This is a genomic window from Ruegeria sp. AA6, from assembly GCF_056542865.1.
Genome location: NZ_JBQGAN010000012.1, coordinates 40,757 through 63,420 on the forward strand (window position 1 = coordinate 40,757; position 22,664 = coordinate 63,420).

23 protein-coding genes and 1 tRNA gene are annotated in these 22,664 nt (G+C 54.4%); 10 read left to right on the plus strand and 14 right to left on the minus strand.

The window, feature by feature from the left end; all coding sequences use genetic code 11:
- The 5 genes from nqrE to ACR0LN_RS14540 are packed head-to-tail and all read right to left on the minus strand — an operon-like array spanning nt 1 to nt 4,627.
- Nucleotides 1–609, minus strand: coding sequence for an NADH:ubiquinone reductase (Na(+)-transporting) subunit E (gene nqrE / locus ACR0LN_RS14520; protein ID WP_480430587.1), 609 nt, complete (start codon nt 607–609; stop codon nt 1–3).
- On the minus strand, nt 609–1,262 hold the full coding sequence (locus ACR0LN_RS14525; RefSeq protein WP_480430589.1) for an NADH:ubiquinone reductase (Na(+)-transporting) subunit D: 654 nt from the start codon (nt 1,260–1,262) through the stop codon (nt 609–611). The genes nqrE and ACR0LN_RS14525 overlap by 1 nt, the downstream gene beginning before the upstream one ends.
- Nucleotides 1,262–2,077 carry a Na(+)-translocating NADH-quinone reductase subunit C gene (locus ACR0LN_RS14530; RefSeq protein ID WP_480430591.1) on the minus strand — a complete coding sequence of 272 codons (816 nt, stop codon included), beginning with the start codon at nt 2,075–2,077 and terminating at the stop codon, nt 1,262–1,264. Before ACR0LN_RS14530 ends, ACR0LN_RS14525 begins: the two co-directional genes overlap by 1 nt.
- Nucleotides 2,070–3,278, minus strand: a complete 1,209-nt coding sequence (locus ACR0LN_RS14535) for an NADH:ubiquinone reductase (Na(+)-transporting) subunit B (RefSeq protein ID WP_480430594.1) — start codon at nt 3,276–3,278, stop codon at nt 2,070–2,072. The genes ACR0LN_RS14530 and ACR0LN_RS14535 overlap by 8 nt, the downstream gene beginning before the upstream one ends.
- 5 nt (nt 3,279–3,283) lie before the next feature.
- A complete protein-coding gene (locus ACR0LN_RS14540; RefSeq protein WP_480430595.1) occupies nt 3,284–4,627 on the minus strand; it encodes a Na(+)-translocating NADH-quinone reductase subunit A in 1,344 nt (447 codons plus the stop codon).
- Between the two features lie 288 nt (nt 4,628–4,915).
- On the opposite strand from ACR0LN_RS14540, the gene ACR0LN_RS14545 reads away from it, so the two are divergent.
- The 5 genes from ACR0LN_RS14545 (at nt 4,916) to ACR0LN_RS14565 (ending at nt 9,173) form a co-directional block, all read left to right on the plus strand.
- Nucleotides 4,916–6,031 carry a THUMP domain-containing class I SAM-dependent RNA methyltransferase gene (locus ACR0LN_RS14545; protein ID WP_480430597.1) on the plus strand — a complete coding sequence of 372 codons (1,116 nt, stop codon included), beginning with the start codon at nt 4,916–4,918 and terminating at the stop codon, nt 6,029–6,031.
- A gap of 104 nt (nt 6,032–6,135) precedes the next feature.
- Nucleotides 6,136–6,212 (plus strand) — tRNA-Pro (locus ACR0LN_RS14550).
- 24 nt (nt 6,213–6,236) lie between these two features.
- Nucleotides 6,237–7,157, plus strand: a complete 921-nt coding sequence (locus ACR0LN_RS14555) for a helix-turn-helix domain-containing protein (RefSeq protein WP_058281560.1) — start codon at nt 6,237–6,239, stop codon at nt 7,155–7,157.
- A gap of 19 nt (nt 7,158–7,176) precedes the next feature.
- The gene (locus ACR0LN_RS14560) at nt 7,177–7,605 is read left to right on the plus strand and encodes a plasmid mobilization protein (RefSeq protein WP_082643591.1); all 429 of its coding nucleotides are present in this window, start codon (nt 7,177–7,179) and stop codon (nt 7,603–7,605) included.
- Nucleotides 7,599–9,173 (plus strand): relaxase family protein, encoded by a 1,575-nt coding sequence (locus ACR0LN_RS14565; RefSeq protein ID WP_170367310.1) that lies wholly within the window; start codon nt 7,599–7,601, stop codon nt 9,171–9,173. Before ACR0LN_RS14560 ends, ACR0LN_RS14565 begins: the two co-directional genes overlap by 7 nt.
- Nucleotides 9,174–9,729: 556 nt before the next feature.
- Here the strand turns inward: ACR0LN_RS14565 and ACR0LN_RS14570 are convergent.
- Nucleotides 9,730–10,146 (minus strand): hypothetical protein, encoded by a 417-nt coding sequence (locus ACR0LN_RS14570; RefSeq protein ID WP_170463067.1) that lies wholly within the window; start codon nt 10,144–10,146, stop codon nt 9,730–9,732.
- A 404-nt stretch (nt 10,147–10,550) separates the two neighbouring features.
- Entirely contained in the window at nt 10,551–11,450 is a 900-nt protein-coding gene (locus ACR0LN_RS14575) for a LysR family transcriptional regulator (RefSeq protein WP_480430599.1), read from the minus strand.
- 96 nt (nt 11,451–11,546) lie between these two features.
- Here ACR0LN_RS14575 and ACR0LN_RS14580 point away from each other — a divergent pair, with 96 nt between their 5' ends.
- Nucleotides 11,547–12,194, plus strand: coding sequence for a class I SAM-dependent methyltransferase (locus tag ACR0LN_RS14580; protein ID WP_480430602.1), 648 nt, complete (start codon nt 11,547–11,549; stop codon nt 12,192–12,194).
- 66 nt (nt 12,195–12,260) lie between these two features.
- Entirely contained in the window at nt 12,261–12,734 is a 474-nt protein-coding gene (locus tag ACR0LN_RS14585; RefSeq protein ID WP_480430604.1) for a GNAT family N-acetyltransferase, read from the plus strand.
- On the opposite strand, the gene ACR0LN_RS14590 is transcribed toward ACR0LN_RS14585, so the two are convergent.
- Nucleotides 12,701–13,708 (minus strand): AraC family transcriptional regulator, encoded by a 1,008-nt coding sequence (locus tag ACR0LN_RS14590; RefSeq protein ID WP_480430607.1) that lies wholly within the window; start codon nt 13,706–13,708, stop codon nt 12,701–12,703. The genes ACR0LN_RS14585 and ACR0LN_RS14590 overlap by 34 nt on opposite strands.
- A gap of 137 nt (nt 13,709–13,845) precedes the next feature.
- Between ACR0LN_RS14590 and ACR0LN_RS14595 the strand changes: the two genes are divergently transcribed.
- Nucleotides 13,846–14,673, plus strand: a complete 828-nt coding sequence (locus ACR0LN_RS14595; RefSeq protein WP_480430610.1) for an NmrA family NAD(P)-binding protein — start codon at nt 13,846–13,848, stop codon at nt 14,671–14,673.
- Between the two features lie 28 nt (nt 14,674–14,701).
- Entirely contained in the window at nt 14,702–15,106 is a 405-nt protein-coding gene (locus tag ACR0LN_RS14600) for a DUF4345 domain-containing protein (protein WP_480430613.1), read from the plus strand.
- Between the two features lie 110 nt (nt 15,107–15,216).
- On the opposite strand, the gene ACR0LN_RS14605 is transcribed toward ACR0LN_RS14600, so the two are convergent.
- From ACR0LN_RS14605 to ACR0LN_RS14630, 6 genes are all read right to left on the minus strand, one after another.
- A complete protein-coding gene (locus ACR0LN_RS14605; RefSeq protein ID WP_480430616.1) occupies nt 15,217–16,554 on the minus strand; it encodes a metal-dependent hydrolase family protein in 1,338 nt (445 codons plus the stop codon).
- A gap of 217 nt (nt 16,555–16,771) precedes the next feature.
- Complete coding sequence (locus ACR0LN_RS14610) at nt 16,772–17,530, minus strand: SDR family NAD(P)-dependent oxidoreductase (RefSeq protein WP_170463241.1); 759 nt, start codon at nt 17,528–17,530, stop codon at nt 16,772–16,774.
- An 18-nt stretch (nt 17,531–17,548) separates the two neighbouring features.
- Nucleotides 17,549–18,370 (minus strand): ABC transporter permease, encoded by an 822-nt coding sequence (locus ACR0LN_RS14615; protein WP_171176822.1) that lies wholly within the window; start codon nt 18,368–18,370, stop codon nt 17,549–17,551.
- Between the two features lie 7 nt (nt 18,371–18,377).
- Nucleotides 18,378–19,229, minus strand: a complete 852-nt coding sequence (locus tag ACR0LN_RS14620; RefSeq protein WP_142638982.1) for an ABC transporter permease — start codon at nt 19,227–19,229, stop codon at nt 18,378–18,380.
- Nucleotides 19,230–19,266: 37 nt separating this feature from the next.
- Entirely contained in the window at nt 19,267–20,430 is a 1,164-nt protein-coding gene (locus ACR0LN_RS14625; protein ID WP_171176818.1) for an ABC transporter substrate-binding protein, read from the minus strand.
- Nucleotides 20,431–20,464: 34 nt separating this feature from the next.
- Nucleotides 20,465–21,577 carry an ABC transporter ATP-binding protein gene (locus ACR0LN_RS14630; RefSeq protein WP_171176816.1) on the minus strand — a complete coding sequence of 371 codons (1,113 nt, stop codon included), beginning with the start codon at nt 21,575–21,577 and terminating at the stop codon, nt 20,465–20,467.
- 153 nt (nt 21,578–21,730) lie between these two features.
- Here ACR0LN_RS14630 and ACR0LN_RS14635 point away from each other — a divergent pair, with 153 nt between their 5' ends.
- On the plus strand, nt 21,731–22,486 hold the full coding sequence (locus tag ACR0LN_RS14635; protein WP_170463244.1) for a helix-turn-helix transcriptional regulator: 756 nt from the start codon (nt 21,731–21,733) through the stop codon (nt 22,484–22,486).
- Nucleotides 22,487–22,664: the final 178 nt, after the last annotated feature.

Consider the following 22,664-nt stretch of genomic DNA (forward strand, 5'->3'; position numbering starts at 1 on the left):
TTACAGTTTCACGCCCGAGAAGGACATGAAGGCCATTGCCATCAGACCCGCGGTGATGAAAGTGATCCCAAGGCCCTGCAGGCCGTCGGGAATGTCCGAGTATTTCAGCTTTTCGCGTACACCTGCCATCGCAGTGATTGCCAGCGCCCAACCAAAGCCGGAAGACAGACCATAGGTGGCGGCCTCAGCAAAATTGTAATCGCGTTCCACCATGAACAACGAACCACCCAGAATGGCGCAGTTCACCGTGATCAGCGGCAGGAAGATTCCCAGCGCGTTGTAGAGCGGCGGGAAATACTTATCCAGGATCATCTCAAGGATCTGCACCATCGCCGCGATCACGCCGATATACGAGATCAGGCCGAGGAAGGTCAGGTCCACATCCGGGAACCCGGCCCAGGCCAGCGCGCCCGGCTTCAGCAGGTAGTTCAGCAGCAGGTTGTTGGTGGGCACGGTGATGGCCTGCACGACCATGACTGAAATCCCCAAACCCAACGCTGTCGAGATCTTCTTGGACACAGCGATGAAAGTACACATCCCCAGAAAGAAGCTAAGCGCAAGGTTTTCGACAAAGATGGCCTTTACGGCCAGTGAAATCAGACCTTCCATCAGTGGGCCTCTACCTGCTGAATTTTGTATTCACGCTCTTCCACCTGGTTCGGCTTCCATGTGCGGAACGCCCAGATAATCAGACCGATGATGAAGAACGCTGACGGCGGCAGCAGCAGCATGCCGTTTGGCACATACCAACCGCCGTTGTTGACAGTCTCCAGTATGGTGACGCCAAACAGCGAACCGTTCCCGAACAGCTCTCGGATGAAACCGACAAGCAACAGAATCAGGCCGTAGCCCATGCCGTTACCCATACCGTCGATGAAGGACGCGACCGGGGGGTTTTTCATCGCAAACGCCTCGGCGCGGCCCATAACGATACAGTTGGTGATGATCAGGCCAACGAAGACCGACAGGGTTTTTGAGATCTCAAACGCGTATGCCTTGAGGATCTGGTCCACGAGGATCACCAGAGAGGCGATGATCACCATCTGCACGATGATCCGGATAGAGCCCGGGATCTGGTTGCGCAGGCACGAGATGAAGAAGGAAGAGAACGATGTCACGAAGATCACCGCCAGCGCCATCACGAACGACACTTGCAGCGACGACGTCACCGCCAGCGCCGAACAAATGCCCAGCACCTGCAACGTGATCGGGTTGTTGTCGACAAGCGGGTCGACCAGCATCTCTTTTTTGGTCTGAGACATCAGAGCTCTCCTGCTTGCAGTTTGGCCAGGAACGGAGCGTAGCCCGCGTCACCCATCCAGAATTTCACCAGGTTATCGACCCCCACCGAGGTCAGAGTCGCCCCTGCCAGCGCGTCGACGTAAAAGTCAGGCCCGGCGGCGGGCTGGGATTTAGACACGGTGATCTGCAGATCACCATTGTCATCCCGCAGCCTTTTACCATTCCACAACGCTTTCCAGCGCGGGTTGTCCACCTCGGCACCAAGACCCGGCGTTTCACCATGCTGATAGAATTGCAGGCCGTAGATATCGTTGCCATTGTTTTCCAGCGCGATAAAGCCATACAGCGTGGACCACAGGCCATAGCCGTGCAGCGGCAGGATGACTTTGTCCAGATCGCCAGCATCGTCCCGCAGCAGATAGATCACGCGGTACTTGGACTTGCGCCCAATGCCGGCCGGGTCGTCATCAAGTGCGACGCTCAGTTCAGGATCGCTGGCGGCAGCGATGTCGTCGAAAGTGGTCGGGTCGAACTGATCGTCAACGAATTCGCCGGTGGACAGTTCCAGTACGTGCGGTTCAAACGCAGCGAAAGCCTCTGACACATCGACGCCGGGTTCATAGACACCCGCCACCTGCAGGACGTTCACCTGCTTGTCTTTCAGCGCGTTGGCTTGCTGCACAGGGCGCAGGCTTACGGCGGCCGAGGACACGACCATCGAAGCAACCAGACAAACGGCGACGGCGACGAAAATCGTTTTGCCAACGGAATCCGGTGAAGCCGCCAGAAACTTGGCAATCGCGCCCTTTGGTTCTTGGGATTGCGTATCAGACATGGCGACGCGCCCTCCGTTTGATGTTGGCCTGAACGACGAAATAGTCGATCAGCGGTGCAAAGACGTTGCCGAACAGGATGGCCAGCATCATGCCTTCGGGGAAAGCCGGATTGACGACACGGATCATCACAACCATGACACCGATCAGCGCGCCATAGATATAACGCCCGACATTGGTGTGGCTTGCCGAGACCGGTTCAGTGACCATGAAGGCCAGACCAAAGGCGTAGCCGCCAAGCACCACGTGCCAATACCACGGCATTGCGAACATGGGGTTGGTGTCCGACCCGATCAGGTTCAGCAGCAGGGTAAAGCCGATTGTCCCGGCCAGACAGCCGACAATCAGTCGGTAGTTGGCAATCTTTGTCGCCAACAGAAAGGCCAAACCGATCATACATGCCAGCGTCGAAGTCTCACCGAAACTGCCCTGAATGGTGCCGAAAAAGGCGCTGGACCACGTAATGCCATCGGCCGCCAACGCTTGAACACCCTCGGCAGCCGATACCGCCAGAGCGGTCGCGCCAGAAAACCCGTCCACCGGCGTCCAGACTGCATCCCCCGACATTTGTGCCGGATAGGCAAAATACAGGAATGCCCGGCCAACCAACGCGGGGTTGAGGAAGTTCTTGCCGGTGCCACCAAAGACCTCTTTGCCAATCACGACACCGAAGATGATGCCCAAAGCGACCTGCCACAAAGGCGTCGTCGCCGGCATAATCAGCGTATAGAGCATTGAGGTTACGAGGAACCCTTCGTTCACCTCATGACCGCGAACGGTGGCAAAGATGACCTCAAAGATACCGCCCGCAACTAGCGTCACAATATAGATCGGTAGGAAGTAGAGCAGCCCGTGCATTACGTTGGCAAAAAGGCTGGACGGGTTCAGCGAGATGCCGAACATCTGCAACAGGGCGATCCGCCAACCAGTAGCTGAGTCCGGCCCCAGCGTGGCTATGGCCGAGTTGGCTTGATAACCGGTGTTCCACATCCCCCAAAGAATACAGGGGATGGTGGCGATCACGACGTAAGTCATGATCCGCTTCATATCCACGTATGACCGCGCATGGGGGGCGACGGAGGTGACGGTTTTCGGAGTGTAGATGAAACTTTCCACCATCTCGTAGATGGGGAAATACTTCTCGTACTTGCCGCCTTTGGTAAAGTTCGGCTCGATCCGATCGAAGAAGCTGCGCAAACCCATTTGGATCAGCCCTCCTTTTCAATCTTGGTCAGGCAGTCGCGCAGCGCCAGCCCGTATTCATATTTTGCAGGACAGGCAAAGCCAACAAGACCCAGATCCTCTTCGTCCAGCTCTAACGCACCCAGCGCCTGCGCGGTGTCGGTGTCCATGACCAACAGGGCCCGCAGCAACTGCGTCGGCAGGTAGTCCTGCGGCATCAGCTCTTCGAACGTGCCAGTGGGCACCATCGCACGACGTCCGCCGTTCAAATTCGAAGTGAAGGCGTATAGTTTCTTGGCCAAGGCCGAACCCAACACCGGCTGCACCGCAAATTTCGATGGCATCGGAAGAATCCAGCCCAGAGTATGCTGGTCGTGATCTTCGCGAATGATCGAGATTTGACGCGCGAAACGGCCCAGATAGGCGGTCGGTCCTTCAGCATGAGTACCCGACAGGATCGAGCCCGAGATCACGCGCGGTGTGCCGTCCACCGCGACCTCATCACGGGTCAATTCGTCGGTCGAAGCGCCCATGACAGTTCGGATCAGACGCGGTTGCCGGGCACCGGGACCGCTGAGCGCGATCACGATGTTCGGGTCCAGATGGCCGGTCTGCATCAGGCGACCAACGGCGATGACGTCCTGATAACCGATGGTCCAGACCTGCTTGTCACCGACCAGCGGTTCCAGGAAGTGAATATGCGTACCAGCCAGACCTGCGGGATGCGGCCCCGAGAACGCAGCGACCTCGACACCCGACACGTCAGCGCCGGGAACGGAGTCACCTTCCTTGTGGCACAGATAGGTCTTGCCCTCGGTCAGCTTGGCTATCGCGGCCAGACCGGCAGCAAACGCCTCGCCAGCGTCGGCGATTATCACGGCTGCGTCCGCGGCCAGTGGCTCACTATCCATTGCTGTTACAAAGATGGCTGCCGGCTTGGTGCCGGGTTCCGGCATTTTCGAATAGGGTCGCGTGCGGAATGCGGTCCAAAGGCCAGCGGCGCACAACTTCTCGGTCACACCTTCGGCACTGTCGGCGTTACCCACGCCCGAGAAGTCAAGGCCTGTATCATTGGGGTCCGAAACCTCGATCACGACGCTTTGCAACACCCGACGCGCACCTCGGTTGATTGCCGCAACTTTACCAGTCATCGGCGCAACCATCATCGCGTCCGGAGCGTCTTTGTGACAGAACAGCGGCGTGCCGCGCTGAACTATTTCGCCTTCCTGAACCAACATGCGTGGTTTCAGGCCCAGGTAATCCCCGCCCAATACCCCAACGGTCTTAAATTCAGGTCCCGGCTGGATGGCTTGATCCGGCGCACCCAGCACCGGCAGCTCCAACCCTTTTTTCAGTTTGAAAGTTTGCATGTCGCTACTGTCTTCCAAGCCTCTTTACCTGCGCCGAATATGACGGGCCCACTACTGGGCCTGACAATAACGCGTGTTTTTCGTGCAGTCGTCGCAAAAGCGTCGAAATGCGTTAAAAATCCGCGGGCGAAATTCTGATTTGGCACCGTTTACGCGGGGATGCTGTTAAAGGCAAACCCGTTGCAGCCCAAAATATGAGCAGAATGTCACTTTCCTTTGAAGTTTTACGTTATGTCGCAGCCTAATTTGCTGGTCGCACCCGGGATACTTCCAGTGTAAGCACGGCCAATGGAACAAAACACCGATCTTGAGATTTTTCTGGTCGCAACCCCCGGGCTTGAGGCTCCTTTACAGGCCGAAGCGGTAGAGAAGGGATTCGCTGGGGCAAAAATCGTGCCCGGCGGAATAAGCTGCCACGGCGATTGGCAAGAAGTCTGGCGCGCCAATTTGTGTTTGCGCGGGGCCAACAAGGTATTGGTTCGGTTGGGCAGCTTCCCGGCTGTTCACTTGGCGCAACTGGACAAGCGGTCTCGTAAATTCCCTTGGGCCAATTTTCTACGCCCGGATATTTCGGTCAAAGTCGAGGCCACAAGTCGCAAGTCCCGCATTTACCACGCGGGCGCTGCGCGGCAGAGGGTCGAACGGGCGATCAAGGAAACACTGGGCGCATCAATTTCACCCGACGCGAACCTGCGTGTTCTGCTGCGCATAGATAAGGACATCTGCACCTTTTCGATCGACACCTCGGGTGACCCCCTACACAAGCGTGGCCACAAACCGGCAGTCGCCAAGGCGCCTATGCGTGAAACGATGGCGTCGATGTTCCTGCGCGAGTGTGGATTTGACGGGTCCGAGCCCGTTCTTGACCCGATGTGCGGTTCCGGCACATTCGTTATTGAGGCCGCCGAAATTGCGTTAGGGCTGAACCCCGGCCGGTCGCGCAGCTTTGCGTTCGAAGACTTGAGCAGTTTCGACTCGCAGACCTGGTCCAAGCTTCGCGCGGATGGCACACAGAATAAGTCTGAAACAATCTTCTGCGGTTCGGATCGTAACGCGGGTGCCGTTGAAGCGGCGAACACCAACGCCGATCGCGCCGGAGTGGCCGCGAACACGAGATTCCAATGCAGATCGGTCAGCGACATTAAACCACCCGCAGGGCCCACCGGACTGATTATCGTCAACCCACCTTACGGAGCCAGAATCGGTGACGAAAAACGTCTGCGCTCACTATACGGAAGTTTTGGAAAGGTTTTGATGTCCCGGTTCAGCGGCTGGCGCGTTGGGGTTGTAACAAGCAACCAATCTCTTGCCCGCGCTACTCGATTGCCTTTGCTGCCCGCAGGGCCTGTCGTGGACCACGGGGGTACAAAAATCAGGCTGTACCGCACCGACCCCCTGCCCTAGAACCTCAAACAGGGGCAAGATACTAGCCTTCAGTAATTCCACAGGTCTAACTCAGAATCCCCCTTGCACATCCAAATCCCGAGGTATAGATCACGCGCCACGGTCGGAGTGTAGCTCAGCCTGGTAGAGCACTGTCTTCGGGAGGCAGGGGTCGGAGGTTCGAATCCTCTCACTCCGACCAATAAAATCAATCAGTTAAATACGAATGAACTGCGCCGCCGCAGCAGCATACCCGGATTTTGTCCGGATTATTCTGTTTTCAGGGTCTGGTTTCCGAAGAAAAGTGAAAGAAAAACCGCTGAGGGGGCGGCCACCCACCTCAACGGTAATGCAAATTTATCTGCACGAACAGAATACCAAATTCGCAGCCGGTCCGCAATCGCGGGAGGCGCATATGTCTAGGCTCAATCGCTTTGAATGGCTCAAGGCCGTTCTGCAATGCGCTGACCTCAACTCGTCAACTAAGGTAGTTGCCTCAGCGCTTTCGGTACAGTTCGCCAACGACAGGACCGGCCAACTCAATCCCTCACTAAAAACGCTTGATGAGTTCCTGGTCGGAATGTCGCTAGCAACCATCAAACGCTGCCTCAAACAGCTTGTCGAGTTCGGTTGGCTGTTTCGAACTGAAGGGCGTGGCGCAGGCAATCACACAGAATACGACCTTCGCTCCCCAACAAAAATCATCCCGTTTCGCCGGAGGAAAAAGGATGCACCGATGAGCCTTTCAGAAGGGCGAAAGGGTTCGCCCGTGAGAGACAAAGGGCGCATGGGTGATCTTTCCTATATAAAGAAAGAACAATCCATAGAACAAAACCTCGCGCTTGAGCCGGATCTGCCGAATGGTGGGCCATCCGACTCGGCGCGCGTGGGCAGTGCGCAACCCGAATTCGTCTCGCGCCAATCTTTCGGCTGCCGCCAATGGGAGCAGTTCACCGAACGAATGTTTGGTGCTTGGATCGACCGGGTACTTCCTGAAGCCATCGAAAACAACGAGCGCGGCTACTGGCTCCCCGGCAGGTTCCCTCCAACGAACAAGAACGAGTGGCCCGTGTTGCGCAGCTGGCTCATCACCGAAGGCTGGACCCTGTTTGCACCATCGAAGCAGGAACTGTGCCATGCGGTCTGAGCAAAGAGCAAGGCGACCCATGTCATACGCTGGCGCTGCTGACACGGGACCTTGCGAGGGGTGGCAAGCCTCCCCTTCGAACCCCACCGGCGGAGGCACGCCGCCCGCCAAAGCGCCGCTCACCGAGACCTTCGTCTTTCGATGTAGCGTTGCTGAGAAGGCTGAGCTTCGCGCCAAAGCCGAAGCTGCCGGAGTGTCTGCCGCGACCCTCTTGCGCGAAGCCTTGGGTCTGACGGAAGCACGTCGTCGCAAGCCTGCGCCTCGCGTCGACCCCGCTCTGGTCCTGGCACTAGGGCGCATTGGCGGTAACCTCAACCAGGTTGCGCGGGTTGTGAATCGGGCGCTTCTGATTGGTCGGGTTGACATGGATACGCTGGCCGTCGCCCGACAACTGGTTGTGATTGAACGCCAGCTTACCAAGATCCTTGATGAGGCACGACAATGCTGATCAAGTTCTTTCCCAATGGCAAAGGCGCGGGTGCTGGTCCAGTTGGCTATCTCGTCACGCGTGAGGTCTTGGCCTATGACTCCAATCGCGATCTAATCCGCGATGCTGATGGCCAGCCCATGACGGTCATACGCGATCCTTTGCCTGAAGTGCTGCGCGGCGATTCCACCCGCACCGAGGCCCTGATCGACGCCAGTCGCAATCAGTGGACCTACCGCGCGGGCGTCATCAGCTTTGCCAGCGAGGACGCACCCACCGAAGCCCAGCAGGTCGAAGTCATGAACGCCTTCGAGGCACTGGCATTCGCTGGTATGGACAGTGAGCAATTCGACTTGCTCTGGGTCCGGCACAGCCACGAAGACCGAGTTGAGCTGCATTTCTGTACACCGCGTTTGGAGCTGACAACCGGTAAAAGCCTCAACATCGCGCCACCTGGCTATCGGACAGCCTATGACAGTCTGCGCGACTTAATGAACAAGACGCACGACTGGGCCGATCCGATGGATCTGGAACGCACACAGGAGGTTCAAGCCACCGTTGAGGCCCCAACTAGGGCACAGGGCCGCGAAGAACTCCACGAATGGATCTTAGACCAGATCAGCATCGGCACCATCACCGACCGCGCAAGCATGGTCGATGCTCTGACCGACGCAGGTTTCGATATCCCCCGCGTAAGCAAAAATTACATCACGGCCAAAGACCCCGACACAGGCGAACGCTGGCGATTGAAAGGAGAGATTTTCCATGACGACTGGCAAGCCGACCCGGCTGAGCGAGAAATTGAACGCGGACTTGGACAAGATCCGAAAAGAGCACGCCGCCTTGATGGATTCTCAATTGCAGAGCTTCAGGAGCGATATTCAAGCATGTGTAACACTCGCGCGGAATACAATCGAAGCCGATACCCGCACGTTTTTGGATTGGAGCGGGACGACCTGGCAGAGTCACATCGACAAGATCAAATTCCTGATTCAGATCTCACCTTGGGCGGTGATAACGGCCTGTATGGTGTTGATCGCAGCAACCTTAGGACTGACTTTTCTGTGGAGCTGGAAACTCTCAACGATAGCCGCCTCGACGCAGCTAGAGAGGTTGGGCATCCAGGCGGTACTTCACGAGGGAGCGACTTATTTGATCCTGCCGCCAGAAACATCAAGCATGCGCACCTGTTCGGTGGCGAGCCGATTGGTTTCTTGCATCAGAGTGGAGCCAAACTAGATGGACCAATCCCTGACAGCCTTGGAGCGAGATTTGCTCGCGTGCGTCGAGCAGTTGGTGACGGCTTGCGAGACCTCCGCCTCGGAATTGCGCAATTTGGAAGAACGCTCGACGACCGGGATCGAGGCCAGGCTAAATGGCTTAACGCAGTGCATCGAGCTGCTGATGAAATCACATCTCAAGTCCGTAGCTACATTGGCCGACTTGCTGACCGAAGAACAGAACTACACCACGCTGGAAGAGAACTTGCAGACGAGTTTGAAGCTAGCGAGAGCCGCCGAAACTCTGCTGCAAGAGAGCTGAATCATGGGCTGCTTGAACGAGACCAAGACTACGGCTTCCATCTTTGATCTGAAGGAATGACGATACCCACTCATCACGAACGCTTCACCATGAGCTTCCGCCAATCCTGCGCCTGCGGGATTGACTACAGAGAATTTGAAAGAGTCGACTCGCTACCGATAGGCATTCCACTAGTTGCAATTGCAGGGGTTTGGGGCGATTGCTACAACTTACGGTGTCTGTTTATGGACACTGACGGAAATCAGTATTTGCGGAATGTGTTCAGGACCAAAAACGGCTACTTGATACCAGAACTTGGGGTCGATGCGAAAATGATCAAAATAGGCCAAGTTGTTCTAGCCTAGCGCTCAACTGCGTATTCTCAGTGAATTCGTAGCGTGAGAACTTTTCGGTATTGCACTTCTTGCATTCGTCTAGAAAGTAGAGACTCCGGTTCCCCAAAGATCGTGGGAACGTATGAGCGTTAGTCCTTTTTCCAAATGCCTTTGACCCTGTGGCGTCGCAGAATCGACACCTCATGCGGTCACCAAGAAATCGAGGCTCGTCCTCCGGTCCCACTAGTTCCTGAACGATTTTATCATAGAGTTTCACTTGTAATCCTACTCAGGTGGGCCTGGGCTGTTTTTTGCGCGTTTCTGGCGATCTAGGGCGCAGTGAGCGCCTGCTCCAACAGTCGTCTCCTGCACCGATCTCGAAAGCATCAGAAATGGCGGCAACTGGAATATCGCCCAGGTGAGCACTTTCGATCTCTGCCATAAATCTTTTTGTCGATTCTTCTAACTTCCAAAGGGCTCTGATTTCCCTCCCGGATTTGATGTTCTCTGCCACTACATCGGTGTTTATTCGCAGCCAAACAGATCGCCCCCATTGTCTCTTGAAAGGGAGAAACTCACCAATAGAACTTGTGAAGAACTCAGCTTCGTATTCTTGCAAATCAAAGCCTTTAGGGAAATCAAAGAGGCTAACCCCTCCTTCAGCCCGCACAAAAGGCGTGCCTCCATAACGCTCACTATCTGGCAACGGGGGATCTACAAAATGAAACCTGTATCTAGAATTTTCTCACACCGAAGTACGGACGTGGTGTGCCACATACTTCCCTCAAGGTACTTTGAAATAAAGTCTGGTATTGTTACCATATTCTTTGAGTCTCAGCTTTCATATCAACCATGGATTGCGACAAAACGGGCCTCATTCAAACGGTCTTTCGCCATCGCTTAGGGTTATTACTCGAAATGGTGAAGAGTATCGGTTCTGACGCTCCCTGCAAGGTCCGCATTGGGCTGCGACCTGCCGATTTTCCCTACAGCATTTTTTGGCACGGTAAAGGCAACTTTGGGCTCTTTTTCCATTCGGCACCAACCGCAGAGAATGGCAGCTCCGAGCCCGAAGCAGACTCCAGTTCACGACACCAGACCAACTCACGTTCAATAATTTGTCCGCGAGCCGAGATGGTCTGCAAGCTGATCAAAAACCAACCTGATCCTTCGCGCTGTTTGTAACTCAGAGTGTGTGGCCAACCAGATAGGAAATTTGAATGGCTCGCGTTCGGGCAGAACACGCTCCACACCGGGTGTAAGGGCCGCCACATCGTCTGACATAACACTAATGCCGAAGCCTTGGCGCACAAGCTCCCATGACACTATCCCGCTCTGCGATCCAACGCGGAAATTCTTGCGGGTTACTTCGATGCCAGCCGGATTGAGAAATCCAATCATCGTGTCAATGTCGCCAAAACCGACGAAATCCAACTTGGCAAGTTCGTCTTCATTTCTTGGTCGTCCAACGCGTTCGAGGTACGAAGGGGCAGCGTAAAAATGTGCCGTCGCTTCTGCCACCAGCTTTGCAATCAGGTCGGGCTGTGTTGGGCGTACATGCCGAATGGCGATATCTGCCTCGCGCCGCTGTATGTCCCGTATGTCATTTGCTGCGACCACGTCGATCTCAAGCCGCGGTGCCGCGAGCCTGATTTGCTTAAGAATGGGCGGGAGCTGATAAGCTGACATCACGTCGGAGGCAGTGATCCTGACTTGCCCTTCAATGGCTTGCGACTGGCTTGTCGCAGTCAGAGAAATCCTGTTCGCAACATTTGCCATTTCACTGACATGTACCAACAGCTCAGCACCAGCGGTTGTCAGATTAAGCGACTTGCCAACCCTTTCAAACAAGCTGACGCCGAGCGCCTGTTCCAGCGCGGCGACTTGCCGACCGACGGTTGGCTGGGTCTGCCCAAGCACGCGCGCCGCCGCGGAAAACGAGCCTTCTTCTGCCGTTGCAAGAAAGGACCGAGCCTGGTTCCAATCGAAATTGATAGCGTTCCAATTCATGCATTAATGCATAACAGTTCTGCAATATCTGGCAATTCCATAAAATCGTGTTTTAATTTACTGACTGCTGTGAAAAGTTCGAAAGAGAGATTAAAGATGGCTGCATTGTCCAAAGATGCCGAGTTCTGGAGCAAGATTTCGCGCAAATATGCGGCTGATCCTATCCGAAATATGGAAGGGTATCTGAACACGCTCGAACGTACAAAGTCCTACCTGAAAGCCGAAGACAGCGTGCTGGAAATCGGGTGCGGGACAGGGTCAACCGCGTTGCTACTGGCACCACATGTGGCTCAAGTCACTGCCTCCGATCTCGCACCGGGGATGATCGAAATCGCCAACGAGAAACTCGCTGAAGAAGAGTTGGAGAATGTAACGTTCAAAGTGGCCGAGGTTCTGCAGCACGATCCTAACGACGGTTCTTACGACGCTGTCCTCGCACATAATCTACTGCACCTTGTGCCCGATATGGGCCATGCACTCGAACACATTGCGACCCTTACAAAACCCGGTGGGGTATTCATTTCCAAGACCGTTTGCGCTCCAGAGAGTGGAGGGTTCAAATATGGCATAATCAGCCGAATAGCGATCCCGATTATGCAGGTCCTCGGGAAAGCTCCGTTCGTAAATTTTGTATCCGTAGCTGAACTCCAGCACGCCATTGAACTTGCGGGCTTCGATATCGTCGAGACAGCGGATCAAGCCGGGTTATTGCCGAGCCGGTACATTGTCGCGAGAAAGCTGTGAAACAGTATTCGCGCCATAATTACTTTGCATGCAAGGGACAGCTCGGGCCATCAAATGAGGATAATGATGAAAGATGGGATTTCATTTGCACGCCTTTCGGAAATCGATCCGAATGACATTGCGGTTCATATGTCCGACCCCCGGGTAGCAGAGCACATGCCGCTTTTGACGTTCAAATGGAATGTTGACGTCGCAAGAGAGTTTATCGCCAAGAAGGAAGGCTACTGGGCACGTGACGGTCTTGGACATTGGGCGTTTTTGTCAGGCGGTCGGTATGTTGGTTGGGGGGGCTTTCAAAAAGAAGATGATGAGTGGGATTTTGGGTTGGTCTTGCGGCCCGACGCCTTTGGCCTTGGGAAACGGATTTGCAAAATGGCAATCGACTTTGCGATTGCTGACAAACGTATCCCCTTTGTCACGTTTCTGCTGCCACCAAGTAGAAAAAATCTTGGTGCGTTCCGGAAACTCGGTGCCAAACACATCGGAGAGATCGAATACGAAGATGCTCAGTTTCTCAAGTTTCGCCTGGATACGGAGTGAACTCCGTTCTTCCTGATTTTTCCCGGTGGTGCGCCATACACCCGTTTGAAGGCTTTGTTGAACGCAGGCTCTGACAAGTATCCGATGTCAGCGGCAATCTGCGAGATAGGTTGATCGGTGGACACCAACCTTTCGCTGGCCAGGTGCATACGCCACGTTGCAAGATACTGGATTGCCGGAACGCCTACCAACTCAGTAAACCGTGCCGCGAAAGCGGATCTGGACATACCAGCAACCTCCGCGAGAGCCTCGACTGTCCAAGCCGAAGCAGGCGTACGGTGAATTGCGACTATCGTGCGCCCGATCTGCGGGTCTCGCGCAGCTTTTAACCAGCCTCGATCTGCATCGGGTGCGCTGTTCAGCCAACGACGAATGGCCTCAATGACAACCACATCGGCCAGTCGCGTGATCACGGTTTCGCCGCCCGGTCTCAATTCCCGCGCCTCTTTTGCGATGAATTGCAAAGTTGCCTGTAACCAGCTTCCGGCGTCCTCCTCCCACGGGTCGATTTTGAGTAAATCCGGAAGCAAGCGCATCAACATATCACTGGCGGCGTGATCTATTCGGACCAAGCCGTACATGATGCCCGTCTCCGCGCCGCCGCCGCCGTATTCCAGTGTTTCATAAAGCTCGGTTAACTTGCGAATGGGCAACTCCTCCAGCGTCAAGAGCGGCGTGTCTTCTGAGCTAAAGAAACCGACCGGTGCTCCGTTGGTCATCAAGACCAGATCGCCTTTTTCGACCTCGAACGGGTCATCGTCGCCGACCTTCATCAAGCACCGCCCGTGTGTGATGACCGCAAAGCTCAGTACGCCGGGAAATCCCGGTATCGATACGCCCCATGGTGCAGTCATGCGAGACTGGCAATAGAATGTACCTGTCAATTTCAGCAAATGGAGGATTTCCCCCAGCGGATCGCCGATCGGCTGTGCCAGTGCATCTGGGTCAGGGACATGCGGTTCAACCTTGTTCATGTGGGGACCTTGGCTGAAATTTAGCTTTTCGTCTATATAATTTGGACGATCGAATAAGAATATTGGATTTTGAAGAATAGAACATCACTATTGATTGCCTAATTTCGGGCTATCAAGTGAACTCATGGAGATGACCTATGATACAGCAAACCATTCTTGTACTTGGCGCAACAGGCAAAACCGGATCGCGGATCGCGACACGTCTAGAAGAAAAAGGGCAGACAGTCTGGCGCGCATCGCGGAGCAGTGAAACGCCATTTGACTGGGAACAACCGCAGACCTGGCCGGCAATCCTGGAAGGCGTCTCGTCTGCCTATATTTCTTACTTTCCTGACATCGCTTTTCCAGGCGCGGTTGAGCAAGTCGAAGCCTTCACAGCATTGGCTCGTGAAAAGGGATTACGGCGTTTTGTGCTGCTAACCGGGCGTGGCGAGTTTCATGCGGAACGAGCGGAAGCAGTGGTACGCAATTCCGGAGTTCCGTTCACTATCGTTCGTGCAGCATGGTTTGCACAAAACTTCTCTGAAGGGGCATTGCTTGGTCCGGTCATGGCAGGTGTCTTGCCGATGCCCGCCGGCGATGTACGCGAACCAATCATCGACGTAGACGACATTGCCGATGTTGCCGTAGCTGCTTTGACAGAAGAAGGACACGCCGGCGAACTGTACGAGGTCACGGGACCACGTCTCATGACGTTTGCCGACATGGCTGCTGAGCTTTCGCGCGCCATGGGCAGGACTGTGCAATACCTGCCAATTTCATTCGAAGACTTCCACGCGGAAATCGCGCACGCGAATGGCGAGATGATTGCTGATGTGATCACGGACATCGCGCGTGAAACGCTGGACGGACGCAATGCGAACCTCGCGGACGGTGTCCAGCGTGCGCTTGGACGCGCGCCACGCGACTTCGCCGACTTTGCAAACAAAGCTGCAATGTCTGGCGCGTGGACCAGAGCCGCTTGAACCGGGCCAAAGGACATCGGAGACAATCATGAAACTTGAACTTAGATGCAGACTTATCTTGGGCATGTCCGGATTAACGGCATTTGCAATAGGTCTGGCCATCACATTGGACCCACAGTCTTTCTACGCCAACTACGGCATCGTACTCTCACCGCAGCCAAACCTGACGAGCGAGTTGCGTGCACCTGCTGCCAATCTCGCGGTACTTGGCCTGATCATTTTGTGCGGAGCATTTTACCAAAAGTTGATCCAGGCCTCAGCCTTGCTTGGGGCTACGGTTTTCTCAGCTTTCGCCGTGGGCAGGACAATCAGTTTCGTCCTCGATGGTTGGCCATCCGAAAACATTCTTGCCGCATTTGCGATAGAGGTTTTGCTTGCGGTGTTGTGTTTGTGGGTTGTCGGTGGAAATGCGAAATCTGCAGCGCCTGCCTGAGACGGTTTTGTCCACGTAGAAGTCGTTCACACCTAGTGCAGCGAACGGCTGCCCTGAGTCCAAAGCAGTTGTTACAAAATTGGCTTTGAGCAAAGGACTTCATCTGGAACTCAGTCCAGCGTGTTCTTGTAGACTTTGCCGTCTTTCATGATCAGATCGAAATTCTCATGCGGGTCTGCGATCAGGTCGATATCTTGCAGCGGATTGCCGTCCACAAGGATTAAGTCGGCATAAGCGCCCTTTGCGATTACACCCAAATCACCTTGTTGATAGGGGTGGCGCGGGCCTGAGAGTTTGAGTAGTTCAGCATTGGTTGAAGTCGCCATTTTCAGCACCTCGTATGGCGTGTACCAGCGCTGCAATTTGGCAAGGAACGCGCCTTGACGTTCGGCCAGTTTGGGATCGAACAGGATGTCGGTGCCGAAAGCGACTTTCACGCCAACTTCTTTTGCCGTTTTGTAGGTGAAATCTGTACCGTTGGTGACGTCGATCCATTTCTGCTGGCTAACAGGGTCGTCGAAAGAAAAGCCGTCCTCGTCATCCAGTAGGGGCTGCACTGACAACCAAACTTCATTGTCGCGCATCAGTTCCATCGTTTCGCGGCTCATCAAAAAGCCATGCTCGATGGACTTAACGCCAGCGGCAACGGCAATTTCCACCGCCTCGTCCGTGAAGACATGAGATGCAACATAGGTGTTGTAGGTGTCGGCCACCTCTACAAAAGCCTCGATTTCGGCCTTGGTGTATTGGCGTACATCCAGAGGGTCATAAGTGGATGAAACCCCGCCGCCGGTGGAAATCTTAAGTTGGCTTGCGCCCATGCGCATGATTTCACGCGCGCGTTTGACCACTTCCGGAACACCATCAGCCTGCGCCATCAAACCAACGCTGTACCAGTACCATTGCGAATCCGCGCCGTTCGTCGGAACCGCTTGGTAGGGGCGATAGTCAAAGTGGCCGCCGGTTTGTGTCACGGGTGGGCCGGACGGCAGAATACGGGGGCCTTCGATCTCGCCTGCGTCAATCATCCGTTTTATGGCAAATGAATTGCCGCCAACGTCGCGCACCGTTGTAAAGCCGCGCATTAACGTGCCTTCGGACCCGATGGCACCCCGCACCGCGACCTCAAGAATATCGCCGGTCACAACCACACTCTGCGGATTGCAACAGTAAAGCGTGTGCCAGTGCACGTCGATCAGGCCCGGCATCAACGTGCGCCCGCCACCGTCGATGACGATACCATTGGCGACGGCGAGGGGTTCTGAGGAAACTTCTGTGATCAGATTGTCGGTTACAACGACATTGGCATTTGCAATCATTTCCTCATTCACACCATCAAACACGTTGACGTTTGTGAACAGTATCGGCCCCCCATCCTGGGAGAGCGCTTGCGAACTGGCTATAGTGAGGAAAACCGACGAAACTGCCGCAAGTTTGGGAAAATGCATTTTCAATTCCTCAGAAAATTCTGTCGGAGACACCATCCCAGCGGAAGCAAGCTTTTTCAAGGATTCCGTCACTTTTCTGCAAGGTCGGCTTTGTCCCGCACAGCAGACGCTCACGAGTAATTTGCAAATGACCGCATCGAGCCCAAAGCGGACTGAAATGTGCTCACCAAAAATGAAGTGCGGCGATAGACATTCTCTTGAGCGGTCTAACCCATCACTAAATGCATTCACCGCCATCGATAACCAAGGCTTGCCCCGTCATAAAAGCGGATTCATCTGAAGCTAAATAGACGATCCCATGGCCAATCTCTTCAACTGTCGCCCACCGACTCATAGGGATCGCCTGCTCGATGTAGCTTTCCAGTTTGGCACGGCCACCCATCTGCTTTTCGAAGCCTGCATTGAAGGGGGTGTCTACAAATCCTGGACAAAGGGCATTGAAACGGATTGCATGGACAGCGTAGTCGGCTGCCATCTGCCGGACCATCGCAACAGCTGCGTGCTTTGTAGTCGCATAGGCGATCATGCCCCGGTCGTATTGAACCCCAGAATTGGAGGCCGTGACGATCACGCTGCCTCCACCTTGTGATTTCATATGGGGGACGGCTGCGCGCGCGGCAATGAAGTGAGCGCGGACATTCAATGCCCAAGAAGCATCCATTCCATCTGGTTCCACTTCTTCCAGCGTTCCTTCGATCTGCAACCCAGCATGAGAGTGCAACACGTCAAGCCGACCGAAGTTTTTTACTGCTTCGTCTATGGCTTTGGTAAGGGCATCGTCATCGGTCACATCAAGCTGTATGGCAGATGCTTGATTCCCCTGCGCAACGATCGCGGCCACAGTGGCTTCAGCAAGTGTTGCATCGCGATCCGTTACCACAACATGCGCACCCTCTTGTGCCATTGCCATTGAACCCGCCCGACCAATTCCTGATCCCGCGCCCGTCACGAGCGCGACTTTACCTGCAAGCCGCATTTCACTTGGCTCCTTTATTTAACTATTCGATTTTGAGGCGCCTCGGCGCAAAAGCAGTTGCGCTGCAACGAGCAACAAGAGCGACGCGCCCATAACCATAGTGCCGATGGCATTGATCTCGGGCGTTACGCCGCGCCGGATGGATGAGAATATGTAGATAGGCAGGGTTGTTTCTGAGCCAGCTACGAAGAACGCTATGATGAAATCATCAAATGAGAAAGTGAAGCTGAGCAGGAAGCCCGCCAAAATTGCCGGTGCTATCAACGGCAGGGTCACCTGCCGAAAGGTGCCCCAGGGCGTCGCAAAGAGGTCAGCCGATGCTTCCATGAGGGCACGGTCCATACCCGATAGCCTTGCACGTACGATGATTATGACCAGCGCCATTGTGAACATGGTGTGTGCGGCGACAAGCGTGGGCATCCCCATGGAAAGTTGCGGGGGATTTGCTCCATCGGGCCATAGGCTCGCAAGAAGCGGGTTTAGCCAGCCAAATACGGTGACCAGGGCAATGAGTGTCGCGATACCGATGACGATACCTGGTATCATTATCGCAATATAAATCATCGCATCGAATAAAGTTCGGAGCCATCCCTTAACCCCTTGTAAAGCGATGGCCGCCATGGTTCCGAGTGTGGATGCGAGGCAAGCAGTTATGAATGCCGCAAGCAGACTGGTCTCGAGCGCGTCCATAACAAATGGGTTGTTGAGCGCTTTGCCATACCATCGGGTCGAGAACCCCATGAACTGGCTTGCGTGTCGTCCGGCATTAAAGCTGAAAAGCGCGATGATGCCGATTGGAATATAGAGAAAAAGGTAGACGCAAATCGCGTATAAGCGCATCGGACCCTCACATCAGCGAGACATCTTCGCGCTGGCCACCCAGGCGCGAGATGAATTTCATGTAAATTGAGACAGTGACAAGCATTACGACAACCAGCGTCATTGCGACCGCCGATCCGTACGCCCAGTTTCGAGACTGCAGGAACAGGTCCACCAGCGCATTTCCGACGAAAAACACTTTTCCGCCACCTAAGATCGCTGGGATCAGAAACTCGCCCATGAGCAGGATGAAGACCAGCATGCAGCCAGTTGCGATACCTGGTACTGACAAAGGAAGTGTCACCTGACGGAACGTACGCCATGGGGTAGAGCCGAGATCAGCTGAGGCTTCCAGAAGGCGTTTATCCAGTTTGTCCAAGCTTACAAAAATTGGGAAAACCATCAAAGGTAGATACCCATAGACAATTCCCACAAGCACAGCGAATGGCGTATTTATCAGGCGGACATCGTCGATGCCGATCGACTCCAGTAGAGCGGGCAAGCCACGCCCCCCAAGGATGAAAATCCATGCGTATGATCGGATCAGGATCGATGTCCAGAACGGCACGATCACCAGGATCAACAGCGAAGTTCTCCACTTTGGTGAACAACGCACCGCAAGAAAGTAGGCGAGCGGGTAGGCAATTACCAACGCAGCGATAGTCCCCAGAGGTGCAAGGATCAAGGTGTTCTTAAACGCCGTCCATCGCGCAGGAAGGTTGGCATATTGTTCCAAAGTGAACGCTGGAACATAGCCTCCGGCGGCACCCCGTTCGCCAAAGGAAAAGACGAAGACGACCAGTAGTGGAAGGGCAAGCATTACCAAAAGCCATATTCCTGCCGGTGCCAGCAACAGTGCTTTTCTGCCTCGTTCGGTCATATTGTCCTCGTCTTTTCCGATATTGCGGCCTTGCCGCTTAGGCCGACTTGAAGCGGGCGAGCAACTCGGCACGGTTTGGATCGGTTAGCGTAGCCGCCGCGCCAAACTCGAGCGCATTCAGAAGGTCAGCTGCCGGATAAAGGATCGGATCTTCCAGCAATTCCTTCGGCAGCAACGCATTGGTGCGAGCATCAGCCGATGGATAGCCATGAGCGAGGACTTCTTTCGCATTAACTTCCGGGTTCAGCAGGAAGTCGATCAAGGCATAAGCGGCATCCATATGGGGTGCGCCCTTAGGAATAGCGTAGTAGTCGGACCAGAGTTCACCGCCCTCGGCTCCCAGAACGTAGGCGATTTCAGGCATGTCGACATTCATCTGCTTGCCGTCACCTGTCCAGCACATCGTCATCCACGCGTCACCGTTACGCATCGGTGGCTGATAATCCGACGAGATTGCAAACAGATGCGGTTTAGCATCCAGCAACAATTTCTCGGCATCCGCCAGTTCCTTCTCATCGACCGAGTTGAAGGAGTAGCCGAAGTATTTCAGGGCATTACCGATGGTGGTGAGTTGGTAATCATGCACCATTGTCCGACCTGAGTAACCTTCCATAGTAAGGTCCCAGAACTCTTTCCAAGTGGTTGGAGTCGGAGCGCCGTCAAGCTTACTAGTATTCACTGCAAAGCCGGTCGTGCCCCAGTTTTTCGGCACCGCGTAAAGCTGGCCATCGACAGAGCCGGCATCTGAAAAGCGCTGCTCGAATGAACCTGCGTCGTAGTTTGGCAGTTTGGACGTATCGAGCGGGATGATCAGATCTTCGCCCACATACGTAGTGATCGTGTAATTGGTTGGAACGAACACGTCCCAGCCAGACCCTCCGGCTTGCAGTTTTGCCAACATCTCTTCGTTCGAGCCAAAAACATTGACCTGAACGTGGGCGCCAGTGGCTTCCGTGAAGGCTTCGAAGTTCATCTCGTCATGGTAGTTCGGCCACGTGGCGAGGATCACTCGGTCGCCAATGTCTCCGGCAGCAAATGCCGGGCGTGGACGCAACCCAGGCATAGCCGTGCCCAGAACGGCCGTTGCCATCCCAAGACCTGTCACGCCCAAAAAATGTCGCCGTGTGACCGAACCCTTTTGGTACCGGCGAAGCTCTTCCATGAACTTTTGCTTGGAAATAGTCCCATTATCCTTAGTCATTGTGAACCTCTCTGTTGTTGGATTGCGGGATCTGTTAATTTTCCAGGATCAGCAGTGCGCCTTCGCCCCATGAAACAAAGGCCTGTTCTCCTGCATTGAACGTCCCCTCGTTCAATTCCGCTTGCCTTGGCACAAGTACGTGGAAATCACCCAGTGCTTCGTTGCGCGCAAGGTATTCTGTGTGCTCCCCAAGGAAGATCCGATTTTGAATGGTAACTGGCAAAGCAATTTCAGCTGCGGGCAGCGCGCGGGTCAGCGTGATCTGTTCAGGACGGATACTGACGCAAACTTCCTGCCCTGCATCTATTGGAATCTCCGGAGTTCCGTGCACCTTTTGGCCACTCGCTAAACGCACAGTGATTTGGTCGGCTACTGCGTCAGTTACAGTTGCATCAAAGAAATTTGAGGTGCCTACAAATCCAGCCACGTAGCGGCTGCGGGGCATGTCATAGAGTTCGCGTGGGCTGCCAACCTGCACAATACTGCCGCCTTCCATCACACAAATTCGGTCGGACATTGAAAGCGCTTCTTCTTGGTCGTGCGTGACGAGGACAAAAGTTATTCCCAGTTGTCGTTGCAGGTTCTGCAGTTCAAACTGCATTTCTTTTCGAAGCTTTCGATCCAGAGCAGCCATTGGTTCATCAAGCAGCAAAAGCTTGGGCTCGTTTACGATCGCACGCGCCAAAGCGACGCGTTGCTGCTGACCACCAGACATCTCCCAGATGCGACGTGGGCCAAACCCACCAAGACGGACAGTTTCCAGCGCTTGCTCAACCTTTGTCGCGATTGTTTGTTTGTCTACGCGTGGTCGTCGTTGGCGCAGGCCGTACGCGATGTTGTCGAACACGCTTAGGTGAGGAAAAAGAGCGTAGTGCTGAAACACCATGTTGACTGGGCGATGGTGCGCATCCAAGTCGTTGACGACTTCGCCATCGAGCAACACCTGACCTTCGGTTGGTTTCTCGAAACCCGCCAGCATCCTAAGTGCAGTGGTTTTGCCGCAACCAGATGGGCCTAAGAACGACAGGAACTCTCCTTTCCCAATGGAAAGATTCAGGTCTTTGGCGGCGACCACATTCCCGAAGGTCTTGGTCACTCCTCTGAGTTCCGCAATCGTCTGCATGGTGACGCTCATGTCAAAGCTCATATACTGCTGTTTTCCTTTTGCTTGATTTTTTGGCATTTGCTGGCATACCACTCAAACAAGGAAAAAGTAACAATAACTCGGATTAACTGTATATACCACAATTAGGGTATAGAGGTGCTTTTCGAAAATCTGGAGCGGCGTGTGTACGATTGGATGGAAGAGGCCGGCAGGGTCGTAGAGAAGATCGGAACCCCAGAATTTCCATGTGCTTTGGCAGATGGCTTACGGCAGGTCGCACCATTTGATTTTACGGTGGTGTTTGGCCATGTCGGAACCGAAGCACCAATAGACCTTCACGACGATTTTCCCAAAAGCAAACGGCGTATTTTTGTTGAGGATTACCAAGCAGGGCCCTACGTACTTGATCCATTTTTTTTGGCCGCGACAAAACCGATAACACCGGGTCTGTACCGCATGCGCGATATCGCACCGGACAGGTTCTATCAGGGCGAATACTATCGCAGCTATTACAAAAGGACTGGGTTAGCAGAGGAGATTGGCTACTTTATCGATATCCCAAGCACTGGGATGGTTGTGGTCTCGCTCATGCGATCAGCGAAGCCTTTTTCAGCCAAGGAAATTCGTCATTTGCACGCTCTATGGCCGCTCGTTCGGGCAGCCTGTTGCAAACATTGGAGTGACTTTCCAACGATGGCCCGCGGCGCCGCAGCGAATGGCGTTAGTCGTCGCGTTGATCTAGCATTCCAGGCATTTGGCGATGGCGTTCTGACGCCACGAGAACGAGAAGTCGTTGAGTTCACATTGAAGGGCCATTCGGCAGAAGCTGTTGGCACAATTCTCGGCATCTCTCCAGGCACAGTCCGCATCCACAGACGCAACATTTACGCGAAACTTAGGATCAACTCGCAGGGTGAGCTTTTTTCAAAGTTCATTGAAAAGGCTCTTTAAAAGGTTCCTTGAACACCCACTTTATCCGTTTTGCCGACCTTGCTACCTTGTGACCCGGAAAGCACCAAACATTTGGACGGCACTGTCTGATAGCCAAGGAACCCAAAGTGAGAGGATTGGGACGCCCGGGACCCGTGTCGGGCTAAATTAATACCCGAAAACGCTTTCGGGCCATTGT

Coding starts and splice junctions, on each gene's coding strand:
- ACR0LN_RS14630 (WP_171176816.1), bottom strand. CDS start 21,577: ATGAGCTTTGACATGAGCGTCACCATGCAGACGATTGCGGAACTCAGA.
- ACR0LN_RS14555 (WP_058281560.1), top strand. CDS start 6,237: ATGAACTGCGCCGCCGCAGCAGCATACCCGGATTTTGTCCGGATTATT.
- ACR0LN_RS14535 (WP_480430594.1), bottom strand. CDS start 3,278: ATGGGTTTGCGCAGCTTCTTCGATCGGATCGAGCCGAACTTTACCAAA.
- ACR0LN_RS14615 (WP_171176822.1), bottom strand. CDS start 18,370: ATGCGCTTATACGCGATTTGCGTCTACCTTTTTCTCTATATTCCAATC.
- ACR0LN_RS14565 (WP_170367310.1), top strand. CDS start 7,599: ATGCTGATCAAGTTCTTTCCCAATGGCAAAGGCGCGGGTGCTGGTCCA.
- ACR0LN_RS14590 (WP_480430607.1), bottom strand. CDS start 13,708: ATGAACAAGGTTGAACCGCATGTCCCTGACCCAGATGCACTGGCACAG.
- ACR0LN_RS14585 (WP_480430604.1), top strand. CDS start 12,261: ATGAAAGATGGGATTTCATTTGCACGCCTTTCGGAAATCGATCCGAAT.
- ACR0LN_RS14600 (WP_480430613.1), top strand. CDS start 14,702: ATGAAACTTGAACTTAGATGCAGACTTATCTTGGGCATGTCCGGATTA.
- ACR0LN_RS14545 (WP_480430597.1), top strand. CDS start 4,916: ATGGAACAAAACACCGATCTTGAGATTTTTCTGGTCGCAACCCCCGGG.
- ACR0LN_RS14595 (WP_480430610.1), top strand. CDS start 13,846: ATGATACAGCAAACCATTCTTGTACTTGGCGCAACAGGCAAAACCGGA.
- ACR0LN_RS14625 (WP_171176818.1), bottom strand. CDS start 20,430: ATGACTAAGGATAATGGGACTATTTCCAAGCAAAAGTTCATGGAAGAG.
- ACR0LN_RS14575 (WP_480430599.1), bottom strand. CDS start 11,450: ATGAATTGGAACGCTATCAATTTCGATTGGAACCAGGCTCGGTCCTTT.
- nqrE (WP_480430587.1), bottom strand. CDS start 609: ATGGAAGGTCTGATTTCACTGGCCGTAAAGGCCATCTTTGTCGAAAAC.
- ACR0LN_RS14580 (WP_480430602.1), top strand. CDS start 11,547: ATGGCTGCATTGTCCAAAGATGCCGAGTTCTGGAGCAAGATTTCGCGC.
- ACR0LN_RS14610 (WP_170463241.1), bottom strand. CDS start 17,530: ATGCGGCTTGCAGGTAAAGTCGCGCTCGTGACGGGCGCGGGATCAGGA.
- ACR0LN_RS14620 (WP_142638982.1), bottom strand. CDS start 19,229: ATGACCGAACGAGGCAGAAAAGCACTGTTGCTGGCACCGGCAGGAATA.
- ACR0LN_RS14605 (WP_480430616.1), bottom strand. CDS start 16,554: ATGCATTTTCCCAAACTTGCGGCAGTTTCGTCGGTTTTCCTCACTATA.
- ACR0LN_RS14525 (WP_480430589.1), bottom strand. CDS start 1,262: ATGTCTCAGACCAAAAAAGAGATGCTGGTCGACCCGCTTGTCGACAAC.
- ACR0LN_RS14530 (WP_480430591.1), bottom strand. CDS start 2,077: ATGTCTGATACGCAATCCCAAGAACCAAAGGGCGCGATTGCCAAGTTT.
- ACR0LN_RS14635 (WP_170463244.1), top strand. CDS start 21,731: ATGGAAGAGGCCGGCAGGGTCGTAGAGAAGATCGGAACCCCAGAATTT.
- ACR0LN_RS14560 (WP_082643591.1), top strand. CDS start 7,177: ATGTCATACGCTGGCGCTGCTGACACGGGACCTTGCGAGGGGTGGCAA.
- ACR0LN_RS14540 (WP_480430595.1), bottom strand. CDS start 4,627: ATGCAAACTTTCAAACTGAAAAAAGGGTTGGAGCTGCCGGTGCTGGGT.